Annotated in this window: 13 protein-coding genes; 7 read left to right on the top strand and 6 right to left on the bottom strand. The window is 61.7% G+C overall.

The window, feature by feature from the left end; translation table 11 throughout:
- Positions 1–202: 202 nt before the first annotated feature.
- Genes PSAL_RS05505 through PSAL_RS05495 form a run of 3 tightly spaced genes read left to right on the top strand, consistent with a single transcriptional unit; the run spans position 203 to position 1,553 of the window.
- Positions 203–790 carry a hypothetical protein gene (locus PSAL_RS05505; protein ID WP_119839579.1) on the top strand — a complete coding sequence of 196 codons (588 nt, stop codon included), beginning with the start codon at positions 203–205 and terminating at the stop codon, positions 788–790.
- Complete coding sequence (locus tag PSAL_RS05500; protein WP_119839578.1) at positions 790–1,179, top strand: cell division protein ZapA; 390 nt, start codon at positions 790–792, stop codon at positions 1,177–1,179. Before PSAL_RS05505 ends, PSAL_RS05500 begins: the two co-directional genes overlap by 1 nt.
- Before the next feature lie 44 nt (positions 1,180–1,223).
- Entirely contained in the window at positions 1,224–1,553 is a 330-nt protein-coding gene (locus tag PSAL_RS05495; RefSeq protein ID WP_119839577.1) for an MliC family protein, read from the top strand.
- A 9-nt stretch (positions 1,554–1,562) separates the two neighbouring features.
- Here PSAL_RS05495 and grxD read toward each other — a convergent pair whose 3' ends face one another.
- The 6 genes from grxD to PSAL_RS05465 form a co-directional block, all read right to left on the bottom strand.
- The gene (gene grxD / locus PSAL_RS05490) at positions 1,563–1,925 is read right to left on the bottom strand and encodes a Grx4 family monothiol glutaredoxin (protein WP_119839576.1); all 363 of its coding nucleotides are present in this window, start codon (positions 1,923–1,925) and stop codon (positions 1,563–1,565) included.
- Between the two features lie 106 nt (positions 1,926–2,031).
- Positions 2,032–2,265, bottom strand: a complete 234-nt coding sequence (locus PSAL_RS05485; RefSeq protein ID WP_119839575.1) for a BolA/IbaG family iron-sulfur metabolism protein — start codon at positions 2,263–2,265, stop codon at positions 2,032–2,034.
- Positions 2,266–2,404: 139 nt separating this feature from the next.
- Positions 2,405–4,585 (bottom strand): phosphoribosylformylglycinamidine synthase subunit PurL, encoded by a 2,181-nt coding sequence (gene purL, locus PSAL_RS05480; RefSeq protein WP_119839574.1) that lies wholly within the window; start codon positions 4,583–4,585, stop codon positions 2,405–2,407.
- 282 nt (positions 4,586–4,867) lie between these two features.
- On the bottom strand, positions 4,868–5,440 hold the full coding sequence (locus tag PSAL_RS05475) for a hypothetical protein (protein WP_119839573.1): 573 nt from the start codon (positions 5,438–5,440) through the stop codon (positions 4,868–4,870).
- Positions 5,441–5,814: 374 nt separating this feature from the next.
- Complete coding sequence (locus PSAL_RS05470; RefSeq protein ID WP_119839572.1) at positions 5,815–6,165, bottom strand: hypothetical protein; 351 nt, start codon at positions 6,163–6,165, stop codon at positions 5,815–5,817.
- Positions 6,166–7,201: 1,036 nt separating this feature from the next.
- Positions 7,202–8,119: a LysR family transcriptional regulator gene (locus PSAL_RS05465; protein ID WP_119839571.1), complete on the bottom strand. Its 918-nt coding sequence runs from the start codon at positions 8,117–8,119 to the stop codon at positions 7,202–7,204.
- A gap of 177 nt (positions 8,120–8,296) precedes the next feature.
- Between PSAL_RS05465 and PSAL_RS05460 the strand changes: the two genes are divergently transcribed.
- The 4 genes from PSAL_RS05460 (at position 8,297) to argC (ending at position 14,712) form a co-directional block, all read left to right on the top strand.
- A complete protein-coding gene (locus PSAL_RS05460; protein WP_119839570.1) occupies positions 8,297–11,719 on the top strand; it encodes an indolepyruvate ferredoxin oxidoreductase family protein in 3,423 nt (1,140 codons plus the stop codon).
- Positions 11,720–11,850: 131 nt separating this feature from the next.
- Positions 11,851–12,774 carry a lysophospholipid acyltransferase family protein gene (locus PSAL_RS05455; RefSeq protein WP_119839569.1) on the top strand — a complete coding sequence of 308 codons (924 nt, stop codon included), beginning with the start codon at positions 11,851–11,853 and terminating at the stop codon, positions 12,772–12,774.
- 3 nt (positions 12,775–12,777) lie between these two features.
- Positions 12,778–13,590, top strand: a complete 813-nt coding sequence (locus PSAL_RS05450; RefSeq protein ID WP_119839568.1) for a glutamate racemase — start codon at positions 12,778–12,780, stop codon at positions 13,588–13,590.
- Between the two features lie 93 nt (positions 13,591–13,683).
- A complete protein-coding gene (argC, locus tag PSAL_RS05445; RefSeq protein WP_119839567.1) occupies positions 13,684–14,712 on the top strand; it encodes an N-acetyl-gamma-glutamyl-phosphate reductase in 1,029 nt (342 codons plus the stop codon).
- Positions 14,713–14,718: the final 6 nt, after the last annotated feature.

The following is a 14,718-nucleotide window of genomic DNA, read 5'->3' as shown; positions in this document are numbered from 1 at the left end:
GCAAGCGAAGGGGCCGATTTTCGCCCTCCAGCGGGGTGATTTGGAAACTTCTCCGCTTCCGGTAAACTCCCCCGAACAGTGGAGACCGCCCATGATTCGCTGCGGCCCGGTCAGATCCGGGGGCAGGGCACCGTGCCGACCCCTTGAGGGGAAGCAAAATCGGGACATATGGGGTCATAGGGCGGCGATATGATGAGGGCAGATGAGTACGTTTGAGGAATTGCAGGGTCGGATTGCCCTGGCCATGGACCGGATCCAGGCAGGCATCGAACGCGGCGAGGAAGCCCCCGCCGGGGAAAGCGAAGCTGATGTCCTGAAGGCCGAGTTGGCCGTTGCACGGCAGGATCTCGCCCGTCTGGAGGGCGACCTGGGGATTGCGAAGGATCGTGAAGCCGCCTTGCAGGGGCAGTTGTCGGACATGGCATCCCAGATCGACCGCATCCCGGAACTGGAAGCCGCGCTGGCCGAGGCGAAGGCTGCGACCGATGCCGCATCGACCTCAGGTCAGACCATGCTGGGCGCCGTGGCGGGGTTGGAAACCGAGATGTCGCGCTTGCGCGCGGCGAACGAGGTTCTGAGAAGCAACAACCGTGCCCTTCGCGAAGCGGTCGCCGAAGGCGCGCCTGCCGGTGCCGATCTGGTCGATCCGGCGGCGATGGCCGAATTGGAGGCGCTGCGGGCGGAACAATCCGCCTCGAAAGCGCAAGCCGATGCGATCATGGCCGCCCTCGGCCCGCTGGTGACGGATGAGACCGCAAGCGACGCCGCCCCGAAGACGGAGACTTTCTGATGCCTGACGTGACCATTTCAATCGGTGGGCGCAAATTCGATGTCGCCTGCCAGCCGGGCGAAGAAGATTTCCTGCATGGCGCCGCCGGGATGCTTGACCGCGAAGCCCAGGTGCTGGTGGGCCAGACGGGGCGGTTGACCGAAGCCAAGATGCTGCTGATGGCGGGGCTGATGCTGGCCGACAGGACGGTTGGGTCGGAGTCACAGATCGACGCAATGCAGCAGGAGATCGAGGACCTGAAAGGCCAGATCCAGGCGCTTCAGGATACGCCGCCGCAGGAAATCCGCGTGCCTTTCATTCCCGATAGCGTGACGCAGAGCATGGCGGAGCTGGCCGCAAGGGCCGAGGCGATGGCGCAGCGCCTGGAAGACAATGTCGGTGCAGAGTAAGACGCTGATACTTGTTGAAGGCAATGCCGTAAGGGGCTGACAAGATGAGGATTTTCTTTTTAGCGACCGTCGCGGTGTTGGGTTTGTGCAACGGGGCTGCGGCCCTGGAGATGATCGAAGCGCGGTATATTTGCGAACGCGATGTGGTCGTCCCGGTGACGTATGTGAACGGGGATGAACCGCATGTCGCGCTTTGGGCGGATGACAGGCTGATCCTCTTGCCGCAGGTGGAATCGGGGTCAGGTGCGCGCTATGCTGACGGTGGCGCCAGCTACGTCTGGTGGAGCAAGGGCGACACCGGCCGCCTTGAGTTCACCGACAGCGAAAAAGGCGAAAAGGTCACCCTTTTCGCCTCTTGTACCGTTCAGGAATAGGCCGGGAAATCAGCCGTTTGCAGCGCGGATCTTGTCCGCGGCTTCCTTGTCGTAGGTCACGCCGCTTTCTTCGAACAGGGTGTCGAGTTCGCCCGAAAGGGTCATCTCGGTGATGATGTCGCAGCCGCCCACGAACTCTCCTTTGACGTACAGCTGCGGGATGGTGGGCCAGTCGGAATAATCCTTGATGCCCTGGCGCAGGTCGGCATCCGAAAGCACGTTCACATCCGTGTAATCCACACCCATGTAGTTCAGAACGCCCGCCACGCGAGAGGAAAAACCACATTGCGGCATCGACTTGGTGCCCTTCATGTAGAGCACGACATCATGGGCTTTCACGGTTTCGGTGATGAGGGTCTTGGCGTCGCTCATTTGGCTGTTCCTTTGTCTCGCGTCACGGTGTCCGGGTGTTCCCGCCACCTTGCGGCTTGTCATTTTCATGCGGCTTCAGGAGGTTGAAGCGCATACTTGATCCTGTTCAGGGCGCCCGCGTGGTCAGCGCAAGGGCGTGAAGCTCACCAGCTGGTCCATCCATCTTGCCTTTCAGGGCGGCATAGACGGCACGTTGCTGCTGCACGCGGTTCATGCCCCGAAAGCTGTCGTCCTCGACCATCGCCGAGAAGTGCTGACCGTCGTCCCCCTGGACATCGATCTTGGCATTGGGAAAGCTGTCGCGGATCATCGCTTCGATATCCGAGGCCTGAATGGTCATGGAGAACTCCGGTTTGTCTTCGAGTGAAATGTATGCCCTGCAGGGCTTGGCCGCAAGTGGGCGGCGCGCCGCGGGATATCGGCGCGCCAAGCGGCGCGGGGCCGTCATTGATGCTCGGCTCGGAGGCGAAGGCGTGACCCTAGCCGAAGACCTCACCAAAGGTACCACGGAAGATCGTCGAGAGTTCGTCGAGCGGGGCCGCAAAGCCGCCGAAGTTGACCATCTCGCCGCCGAACTTTCCGACGCTCAGCACCTCGACGCCCGCCTTGCCGGCGGCGACCATCAGGGCCTCGGCAGAATCGAAGCTGCAACCGATCAGGTAGCGTCCCTGATCTTCACCGAACAATTCGACCTGCGAATGGCTGTCGAGCGTGACGCCAACCCCCGCCGCTTCGGCCAGTTCGAAGGCCGCGAGCGCCAGCCCGCCGTCCGAAATATCGGTGCAGGTGCGGATCCAGTCGATGTTGTCGAGGATGAAGGCCCCGTTGCGGGCCTCGGCGTCCAGATCGACATGGGGGGCGTCGCCGTCGGTTCGGTTGAAGACCTCGGCCAGCAGGGCAGATTGGCCCAGATGCGTGCCGAGACCGCCCAGCACCAGCGCCACGTGGCCTTCGCGCACGGGGCTGATGATTGCCTTGTCGATGTCTTCGATCAGACCGACCGCGCCGATGGTAGGAGTAGGCAGGATCGCGGTCCCGTCGGTTTCGTTGTAAAGCGAGACATTGCCCGAAACGATCGGCATGTCGAGCGCTGCAACGGCCTCTGCGATGCCCTTGATGGCGCCAACGAACTGGCCCATGATTTCAGGCTTTTCCGGGTTGCCGAAGTTAAGGTTATCTGTTGTTGCCAAGGGCTTGGCGCCCGTTGCTATCAGATTTCGGAAGGCTTCGGCGACCGCTTGCTTGCCACCTTCGACAGGGTTTGCCTTGACATAGCGCGGCGTCACGTCCGATGTGAAGGCGAGCGCCTTTTGCGTGCCATGAACCCGCAGGATACCTGACCCGACGCCGGGACCGCGTGCCGTATCGGCCATGACCATGCTGTCGTATTGTTCATAGACCCACTGGCGCGAACAATAGTTCGGGCAGCCAATCAGCGCCTTCAGCCCATCGATCGGATCGACCGAGGGGATATCCGCATCGGTCAGCGCCTCGGGCGCTTCGGTTTCGACCCAGGGGCGGTCGTATTCCGGGGCGGAGGAGGCCAGTTTCGACAGAGGCATATCGGCAAAGACCTTGCCGCCCATTTCGATCAGAAAACGGTCCTCGGCGATGGTTTCCCCGACGATGGCGAAATCCAGATCCCATTTCTGGAAAACGGCGCGGGCTTCGGCCTCTTTTTCGGGTTTCAGCACCATGAGCATCCGCTCCTGGCTTTCCGACAGCATCATCTCGTAGGCGGTCATGTTGGGTTCGCGTTGCGGCACCGAATCCAGGTCGAGCCGGATGCCGAGGCCGCCCTTGTCACCCATTTCGACCGCCGAACAAGTCAGGCCGGCAGCGCCCATGTCCTGGATCGAGATCACGGCGCCGGTTTGCATCAGCTCCAGCGTCGCTTCCATCAGGCGTTTCTCGGTGAAGGGATCGCCAACCTGGACGGTGGGGCGCTTTTCCTCGATCGTATCGTCGAATTCGGCGCTGGCCATGGTGGCACCGCCAACGCCGTCGCGCCCGGTTTTGGCGCCCAGATAGACCACGGGCATGCCGACGCCGGAAGCCGCCGAATAAAAGATCGCATCCGCATCGGCCAAACCGGCCGCAAAGGCGTTCACAAGGCAGTTACCGTTATAGGCGGGGTCGAAACGGACCTCTCCGCCGACGGTGGGGACACCGAAACAATTGCCATAGCCCCCGACGCCTTCGACGACACCATGCACCAATTGGCGGGTCTTGTGGTGGTCCGGCGCGCCGAAGGACAGCGAATTCATCGCCGCGACGGGCCGTGCGCCCATGGTGAAGACATCACGCAGGATGCCGCCAACACCCGTGGCGGCCCCTTGATAGGGTTCGATGTAGGAGGGGTGGTTATGGCTTTCCATTTTGAAGATGACGGCCATCTTCTTGCCATCCGGCCCGTCGCCGATATCAACCACACCGGCATTTTCACCGGGGCCGCAGATCACCTGGGGGCCGGTGGTCGGCAGGGTGCGGAGCCATTTTTTCGACGATTTGTAAGAACAATGTTCGTTCCACATCGCCGAAAAGATGCCAAGTTCGGTGAAACTGGGCGCCCGGCCGAGGATCGACAGAATCTCGGCGTATTCCTCCGGGTTGATCCCGTGGCTTGCGATCAGTTCTTCCGTGATGGCCGGTTCCTGCATCTTATCCCCCAGATTGCTGCCCCTTGCTTGGCGCCCGATTTACGCCACTGCGACGGGATGGAAAAGGGCTGAGAGGCAAAAGGGGCCGGAAAGACCCACGAAAGCGGCTCGCTGAGGGTGAAAAGGACCGCTGGGAGGGGCAAGCCCGAGCGTTCTGACGCATTTGGCAGGGCTGGACCCGGCGTTTTCAACGCTTCAACCCATAAAAAAGGGGACATGGCATCGCCATATCCCCTTGATCCCGGTGATGGGCAGGCCCGCAGGCCCGCCGGTCACGGTATATCATTCCATCGTCTTGGAACCTTCGGTTTGGATGAAGGTGTCACGAATGGTCGTGAAATCGTCCTTCATCACGATGTTGCCATTGTCGGCAACTTCCGAAACCGGCACCAGAGCGCGGGCTTCATCCGTATCCAATTCGCTGGACAGGGTGACATCTGCCAGCATCTGGCCATTGGGCTTTTCATAGACGGCGTTTACGTTACCGACCATCTTGCGGTCGCTGGAAACGACAAGGCTGTCTTCGAGGATGCCGTCAACCAGGGTCGCATCGGCAAGAACGGCATCAAAGTCCATTTCAGCGATTTCGATCTGGTCGGGGGCGTATTCTTCGCCCGTTGCCATCGGGGCATCAAGACCGGAGGGGTCGACAGTGCCTTCTTCGTCGTCGGTGCCGGCGATCACTTCAAGATCGCCTTCGGAACTCATACCACCTTCAGCGTTCGGCGCTGTGGCCTCGCCAAATGCTTGGTCAACTTCCGCGGGCACGCCGTTGTCGGTGGACTGGGCCATCGCGGTCAGCGGCAGCAGGGCGGCAACGGAAACACCGGTGAGAATTTTGCTAAAGGTATTCATAACTTACTCCTACATGTTTGCCTCAGTGGCATTGAAGGTACAAGTCCGGGGTGGGGTGATTGGTTCCGAATAAATTTTGAAAAACCGTCTTCTGGATCTGATGGTCCGCCGGGAAACAGGGATCTGACGTCGGCTGTCCAAGTTTGGGGGTTTGGGGAGTGAGGAGAGTCCAGAGAGGATCCTGGCATCATGCCCGCGCGTTCCATTGACCACGTGGATGGGGCGTTCCCGGCCTATCTGCAAAGCTAAAAGGATGCAGGTTTCCCTGCATCCTTTTCTGGGTCCCGGCTTCATAAGCAGGGGATGTCACATGGGCCGGATCCGAAAGGCTGACGGTCGCGAAAGACCGCCAGCCGCCGTCCTGACTGCCTTGATCAGAAGTTCTGAGACACGGCAGGCGAGTCGGAATGGGTTTCGGTGACGATGCGACCGGAGTCGTTGCGGTAGGGGGTCAGCACGTCGACGTTGCTGGCATCGGCTTCACCGGTCTGGTTGGAGTAGGTCGAAGAAGTGACCCGCGGGCCAGCGTCACGGATATAGGGGTTGGTGACGTCGACGTCGGACTCTTGCACACCGTCGACATCATGGCCGAAGGTATCCCCGGTCACATAGGCGCCTGCATCCCGGGTGTAGGGGTTGAGGACGTCAACGCTTTCAGCGGTGGCGGCGAAGGGGGCGATTGCTGCGAGAACGGCGACGGAAACGAATTTTGCAAAACCAGTCATGGCTGAGCTCCTTTATGTTATCTTCTGGCTGACCGGCGTTGTGTCTGTCAGCGATGAGGATGATTTAGGAGCGTTCTGTCCCGCACGAAACTGGCGGAAACTGCTGGTGCGCTGTGTATTGGCGCACACACATTTCCGACGGAAAACCTTGAAACCTTGGTTGTCGTGTCTAGACCGAACCGTTCAGTTCGCCTTGGGGCCGGGGCGTGACCCAAGGTTTATACTCGGGACCGCTTCGAAAAAATGTCTTTCCGTTAGGGAACTTGCCCCGCATTTCATGCCTCGCGGCGATTACTGACGTTTGTTTGAGCAAGGGCGTGAATGGCGACAGGCGCAGGAAGCCGCGGCACGGGCTGTCTTGAAGCGCCAATGAGCTATCGGATGGGCGGGCTCTCTGCCCCCGGGCCTTACCGGCCGGCCGGGGTGCGTGCAGGCGGCAAATTCAGGGAATGGCGTCGGCTGGGGCTCCGAACGAGCCATGGGGCCTGTCTCGCCAAGGAACCTTGGCCGGTCGCGCAGTTCCGCTAGTCGTAAGCTGACACGGAGCCGGGCGGGGCGGAATGCGCGTATTGGAAAAGGTATGATCCCTGCGTGAGCGCGCCTGGCACATGACAGAATCATGACGGGGTTCCGGACGCGCATTTCAGCCCATGTCCGATGCGCGGGAGAAGCGCAAAAAAAAAGGCCGGACACAAGGTCCGGCCAAGTCCAACAGGGAGGTATGAAGGTGACGCGCCGCTAGGCAGCATCACCGTCGAGTGCTGAAATATTCGTCGGAGTGTAAACGATCAAGTCTTTTGTCGGACAATTTTTCGCATTGCGGCTATGCGAAAAATGCAAGTCCGCTCGATATTAGAAATATCCAGCGAAATTAGTGCGTTAGGGTATTTGTTTTGGCGCTAACACTTCTGTGAGGCGGGGGCGAGAGACGGGTGCAAAGCTTAACAAGCTTCGCCCAATCGGGCCAAGGGCGCAAAGCCCCCCAAATTCGACAGAAAATATCCGGCCGACCGAGTCTTTTCGCGGCCGGATTGTGTCAGATGTCTTCGTCCCGTTCGCGCAGTTCCCGGATAGATCGACGGTGCGCCATGATCTCTTCCTGAACGAAATCGCGGAAGGCGGCGACTCTCTTGGAATGGCGCAGTTCTTCCGGGAAAGCGAGGAAGACGGGGACTTCGCTGCTTTCGATGTCGGGGAAGACGCGCTCGAGGTTGGGGAACTCCTCGATCAGGTAATCCGGCAGCACGCCGATCCCGAGATCGTGGATCACCGCCTGGAGCACGCCGAAGTAATTGTTCACCGTCAGGGTAGAGCCGACGTCATTGGCAAGCAGCTTGTGAATAAGGGATGCCCCACCGGCCACCTGCGGTGCCGATGGCGCCTGGCAGATGATGCGGTGGCTGGACAACTGGTCCAGCGTTTCGGGATGCCCGCGCTTTTCCAGGTAGGTCTTGGAGGCATAGCAGCGCATCCGAATCGACATCAGCTTCTTGCGGATCAGGTCGGCCTGGCTCGGCTCCTTCATGCGCACGGCCACGTCGGCTTCGCGCATCGGCAGGTCCAGAACGCGTTCTTCCAGCATCAGGTCGATCTTGAGATCGGGATAGCGGTCGTAGAGCTTAGTCAGGCGCGGGGCCAGCCAGAGCGTGCCGAAACCGACAGCCGTGGTGACGCGCAATTCGCCAAAGACTTCTTCTTCGCTGTCACGGATCCGGGCCGTTGCCGTATCCAGCCGCTTGGCCATGGCGCGGGTCGCGTCAAACAGCAATTCGCCCTGTTCGGTCAAGATAAGCCCGCGCGCATGTCGGTGGAACAGGGTGGTGTTCAGCGAATCCTCGAGCCCGCGGATCTGACGCGACACGGCGGATTGCGACAGATGCAGCGCATCTCCCGCATGGGTCAGACTGCCGGCATCGGCGACAGCGTGGAATATTCTGAGCTTGTCCCAGTCCATAACAACTCAATCTGATGTGAGTTCGGTGTTTAGCGCAACAGTTTCCTGCCATCGGCTCTTGGCGCCTCTCTTAGCGGCGACCATACCGGAAGCATAGGTTATTTTTCGTGAATCCCTTCAAACCTGCCGGGCGGTGGCCTAGGCTTGATCCATATGAAGGCAGAGGAGGCAACTTAGGTGACCCAACCTCGGATCAGCCTGAATGACAAATTCGACCTGACGCGCAAGACGGTGTTGCTGAACGGCACACAGGCGCTGGTCAGGCTCATGCTGGCCCAGAAGGCGCGCGACGCCGATGCAGGGCTCAACACAGCTGGATATGTCACGGGATACCGCGGATCACCGCTTGGGGCGGTGGATATGCAGATGCGCCGGGCAGGAAAGCTGCTCGAAGGCGCAGATGTGCTTTTCAAGGAAGGTCTGAACGAAGACCTCGCCGCGACCGCCCTTTGGGGCGCGCAGCAGGCCGGGCTACGGGGCGAGGGGCGTTTCGACGGCGTCTTCGGCCTTTGGTACGGCAAGGGGCCGGGCGTGGACCGGTCAGGCGATGTATTCCGCCATGCAAATATGGCCGGCACCGATCCCAATGGCGGTGTTCTGGTTGCCATGGGGGATGACCATACCGGCGAAAGCTCGACCGTGCTGCATGCCAGCGAATGGGCAGCGATGGATGCGCAGATGCCGGTCCTCAGCCCCGCCGGCGTGCAGGAGATCCTGGATCTTGGCCATTACGGCTATGGTCTGAGCCGCTACGCCGGCCTCTGGGTCGCGCTGAAACTGATGAAGGACACGGTCGAGGCAACGGCCGTTGTCGAAGGCAACCATGACCGCGTGACCCTTTTCTCGCCACCGGATGCGCTGCCCGAAGGTGGCCTGAACATCCGGCTGGTCGATACGCCTGTCGAACAGGAAGCCCGCCTGCTGGACTACAAGGTCCGCGCGGCCGAAGCCTATGCCCGCGCCAACCGGATCGACAAGCGCGGCTGGGGCAAGCCCGGCGCCCGGATCGGGTTCGTCGCGGCCGGAAAGAACTGGCTCGACCTGCAACATGCCTTCAGCCTGCTGGGGCTGGACGGAGAGGGGGCCGAGCGGCTTGGCCTGACCAGCTACAAGATCGCGCAGGTCTGGCCGCTGGATCGGACCAGCTTTGCCGAATGGGCCGGCGGACTGGACCTGATCGTGGTGGTCGAGGAAAAGCGCAAGATCCTGGAAACGCAGATCAAGGAAACCCTGTTCGACGTGCCCGACCGGCCAAGGGTCATCGGGGCGAAGAACGGCGACAAGGTGCTGTTCACCTCGAAGATGCAGCTTGATCCGGTGATGATCGCCGAAGCCTTGGGGCAGGTCCTTATCGACGAAGGCCATGGCAGCGAGGCTATCAGCGACGGGATGACCGCATTGGCCGATGTGCGGCGCAACGATACCGCAACGGATCTGGCCGCGCGGTTGCCCTATTTCTGCTCGGGCTGCCCGCATAATTCATCGACCAAGGTGCCCGAAGGCAGTCGCGCCTACGCCGGGATCGGCTGTCACTACATGGTGCAATGGATGGACCGTGACACGCTCGGGGTCACCCATATGGGGGCCGAGGGCGCGAACTGGATCGGCGAGGCGCCGTTTTCCAAGCGCGGGCATGTCTTCCAGAACATCGGAGACGGGACCTATAACCACTCCGGCATTCAGGCGATCCGGGCGGCGGTGATGTCCGGCGTCACCATGACCTACAAGATCCTCTATAATGATGCCGTTGCGATGACCGGCGGGCAGGCAAACGAAGGGGGCCTTGATGCCTATCAGATAGCGCGCGAACTGGTCGCCATGGGTGTGCCCCGCGTCGTGGCTGTCTATGACGCCAAGGAAGAGGTCGACCTGACCCTGTTCCCCAGGGAGGTCGAGACCCGCGAACGCGCCGATGTAATGCAGGTGCAAGAGGACCTCGCCCGGCAGGAAGGCGTCTCGGCACTTCTCTATATCCAGACCTGTGCTGCCGAGAAACGTCGCCGGCGCAAGCGCGGCACTTTCCCGGACCCCGACAAGCGGGTCTTCATCAATACCGACGTCTGCGAAGGCTGCGGGGATTGCGGCGTGCAATCCAATTGCGTTTCCATCGTGCCGGTCGAGACGGACCTGGGCCGCAAACGCGCCATCGACCAGTCGAGCTGCAACAAGGATTTCAGCTGTATTCAGGGTTTTTGCCCCAGCTTCGTGACGCTGGAAGGGGCCAGGATCCGAAAGGATGCCGCCGAAACTCAGGCGCTGGACCTGCCCGAGATGGCCGAGCCGCAATTCGCGCCGATCGAAGGCACCCATAACGTCATCATCACTGGCGTTGGCGGCACCGGCGTGGTGACCATCGGCGCGGTCCTGGCGCAGGCGGCCCAGATCGATGGCAAGGGAGCGGGCATGATGGAAATGGCCGGTCTCGCCCAGAAGGGCGGCGCGGTGCATATCCATCTGCGCATCGCGGAAACCCCCGGCGACATCACCGCCATCCGTGTCGCAAATGGCGAGGCAGACGCAGTGATCGGCGGCGATCTTGTTGTCAGTGCGGGGTCAAAGACCCTTGGGCTGACGCGTACGGGGCATACCGGTGCGGTGGTCAACAGCCACGAGATCATCACCGGTGATTTCACGCGGGACACCGAATTCGCGCTGCCCTCCGACCGGCTTGCCCTGCAGTTGGAGGCACGGTTGGGCGACAAGGTCAGCCTGTTCGATGCCAGCGAACTGGCGCGGGCGACCATGGGCGACAGTATCTTTGCCAATATGCTGCTGTGCGGGGCGGCCTGGCAACGCGGGCTGGTGCCGATCGGGCACGCAGCGATCCGGGAAGCGATCGGCCTGAACGGGGCTGCGGTCGAAGCCAACCTGCGTGCCTTTGAAATCGGACGTTGGGCTTCGCTGCATCCCGATCAGGCGGCAGCGATGATCGCCCCGGCGGGTCCGCCGGCGGAAAAGACACTGGAAGAAAAGATCGCCTTCCGGGCCGATCATCTGCGGGCCTACCAGGGTCGCGGGCTGGCCAGGCGATACCGCGCGATGGTGGCCCGGTTTGACGATCCCGCCCTGCAGGAAGCCGTCGCGAAGGGCTATCACAAGCTGCTGACCTACAAGGACGAATACGAGGTCGCCCGCCTGTTGATCCAGACCCGCAAGAAGGCAGAGAAGGACTTTTCTGGCGATTTTCGCATGTCCTATCACCTGGCTCCGCCGACCCTGGGCACCGAGGGCAAGGATGGCCGCCCGGCGAAAAGGACCTTCGGGCCGTGGTTCAAGTTGCCCTTGAGCGTTCTGGCGCGCGGAAAATTCCTGCGCGGCACCCGGCTTGATCCCTTCGGGCGGGCCGAGGAACGCCGGCTGGAGCGCGATCTGATTGCCCAATACGAAGGCGACCTTGAACGCCTGCTGGCAGGCATCGCGCCGGGTCGGATGGGCGTCGCATGCGCGCTGGCCGAACTGCCGCTGGAGATCCGGGGCTTCGGTCCGGTCAAGGCGGCGAACCAGGCGCGCGCGGCCAAGACCCGCGAAGCCCTGATCGCAGAGCTTGCGCCCGGGCCGGCGGAAACCCGCGTTGCAGGGATACCAGAAGCCGCCGAATAGTGGCGCCGGGGCCTCGCACAACTGGATCGTAACGCGTGATCTGCCTAAATAGACGCCAGGACCGCGATTCCCGTGGTTCTGGCGTCTGTTTTTCAAGGCGACACCCTTTTCGCGATCACGAGGGCCCGGTGATGAGCGCAGAGATCCTACCTGGCAAGCTGCCTGGACCTTGTCCGGTCGCATCGGCGCATCAGGCCGCGCGCGATATATCCTATGCAAGCAGCGCCGCAACGCGCAGTGGACGGACGATCATCCGGCTGATGGAAAACACGCTTGGCCGCCCGGCGCTGATCCGGCGCGCGGATGGTTATGGCGAAGAGGTCGCAGCGGGCCGGGATTTCTGGTCGGTTATGATGCAGCGCTACGGTCTGACGCTGAACGTCATCGGTGGCAGCCTTCACAACATTCCCGAAACGGGCCCGCTGATCCTGATTGCCAACCACCCCTACGGCATCCTGGACGGGCTGGTGATGGGGCACATGTTGCAGGCACGGCGAGGCGATTTCCGTCTGCTGGCGCACCGGGTTTTCCGGCGCGCCGAGGATCTGAACCGGATCATCCTGCCGGTCTCCTTCGATGAAACGCGCGAAGGTATCGCGACCAACCTTGAAACCCGCAAGGAGGCGCTGCGCTATCTGGCCGAAGGAGGTGCGATCGGCGTATTCCCCGGCGGTACGGTCAGCACCGCCCAGGGGCCGTTTTCCCACCCGATGGACCCAGGCTGGCGCGGCTTTACCGCGCGGATGATTGCGCGCAGCGGGGCGACCGTCGTCCCGGTTTTCTTTGACGGCACGACCTCGCGCAGCTTCCAGATCGCCAGCCACCTGCATGCCACCCTGCGCATGGGGCTGCTGCTGCGGGAATTCCGCGCCCGCGTCGATGGCCCTGTCGATATCGTCATCGGCAAGCCGATCAAGCCCGAGGCGCTGCAGGCGCGGGCCGGGGACAGCAAGGCCATGATGGATTTCCTGCGCAAGGCGACATATGAGCTTTCACCGAAGCCCTTGAAATCCTACGATTACGGGTTTGAATTTGAAGAAAAGCATCGGACCTGATCCATGGCAGTTGGTATTTTCGATTCCGGTCTGGGCGGTCTGACCGTGCTGGACGCCTGCACGCGGCGGCTGCCGGATGTGCCCTTCGTCTATCTGGGCGACAATGCCCATGCACCCTATGGCGTGCGGGCCGCCGACGATATCTATGACCTGACCAAGGCTGGTGTACAGCGTCTGTTCGACGCGGGCTGCGATCTGGTGATCCTGGCGTGCAACACGGCCTCTGCCGCGGCCCTGCGTCGCATGCAAGAAGGCTGGCTGGCCCCCGACAGGCGCGTGCTTGGCGTCTTCGTTCCGTTGATCGAGGCGCTGACGGAACGGCAATGGGGGGACAATTCCCCGCCGCGTGCCGTCGGCGTCGAACATGTCGCGCTCTTCGCCACCCCCGCGACCGTCGCCAGCCGGGCCTTTCAGCGCGAATTGGCGTTCCGTGCCATCGGTGTGGATGTCGAGGCGCAGGCCTGCGGCGGTGTTGTCGATGCGATCGAGGAAGGTGACATGATTCTCGCCGAAGCCCTTGTGCGAAGCCATGTCGAGGCGCTGAAGCGCAAGATGCCGCATCCTCAGGCCGCGATCCTGGGCTGCACCCATTACCCGCTGATGCAGGAGATCTTCCAGCAGGCCCTCGGCGGGGATGTCTCGGTCTACAGCCAGGCCAACCTGGTGGCGGAATCGCTGGCCGACTACCTTGAAAGACGGCCGCAGATGCGCGGGCCGGGGCAGGTGGCGATGTTCCTGACCACAGGTGATCCCGCCCGCGTATCGACCCACGCGACGCAATTCCTGCGACGAAGAATCGATTTTCACGCGGCGTGACCGCGCAGATCGCCGGGTTTTGATCTCGGACATATCCAGATATATGCAAGAAGATGTAAAAGCGGGCCCAAGGGCCGCGCTGAAAGGGCTGACATGGCAAAGCAAATCGCAATCATCGGCGCCTCCGGTTATACCGGAGCCGAATTGATCCGGCTGATCGCCACCCATCCGGGCATGGAGATCGCCGCGCTGGCCGCCAATTCCAAGGCGGGGCAGAGCATGGCGCAGGTTTATCCGCATCTGCGCCACCTCGGGCTGCCCGATCTGGTGACCGTGGACCAGATCGATTTCGGCCAGATAGACCTCGCGTTCTGCGCGCTGCCGCACAAGACCAGCCAGGAGGTCATCCGTGACCTTCCCAAGACCTTGAAGATCGTCGACCTTTCGGCAGACTTCCGGCTGCGCGATGCGGATGAGTACGAAAAGTGGTATGGTAATCCTCATTCGGCGATCAAGATGCAGGCCGAGGCCGTTTATGGGCTGACCGAATTCTATCGGGACGACATCACGGCTGCGCGTCTAGTTGCCGGGACGGGGTGCAATGCCGCGACCGGGCAGTTTACCATCCGTCCGCTGATCGAGGCCGGGGTGATCGACCTGGACGAGATTATCCTCGACATGAAATGCGCGGTCTCCGGGGCCGGACGCAGCCTGAAGGAAAACCTTCTGCATGCCGAGTTGAGCGAGGGCTACAACGCCTATGCCGTCGGGGGGACCCACCGGCACCTCGGCGAATTCGATCAGGAGTTCTCGAAGCTGGCCGGGCGGCCCGTGCAGGTTCAGTTCACCCCGCATCTGCTGCCGGTGAACCGGGGTATCCTGTGCACGTCTTACGTCAAGGGTGGCGCGCAAGCCATTCAGAAAGCTTATGAAATGGCTTATGCGGATGAACCTTTCATTTCGGTTCTGCCGTTTGGAGAAACGCCCAGCACCCATCATGTGCGGGGCTCTAACTTCGTACATATCGGGGTGGCGGGTGACCGGATTCCGGGGCGGGCCATTGTGGTGACAGCACTCGACAACCTGTGCAAGGGCTCCAGCGGGCAGGCGATCCAGAACGCCAACCTGATGCTCGGCCTGCCCGAGACGGAGGGGCTGATGGGCGTCCCTCTTTTCCCGTGAGGTCGC

Source organism: Pseudooceanicola algae (assembly GCF_003590145.2).
GTDB classification, from domain to species: domain Bacteria; phylum Pseudomonadota; class Alphaproteobacteria; order Rhodobacterales; family Rhodobacteraceae; genus Pseudooceanicola; species Pseudooceanicola algae.
This window is presented reverse-complemented; position numbering and strand designations above follow the sequence as displayed.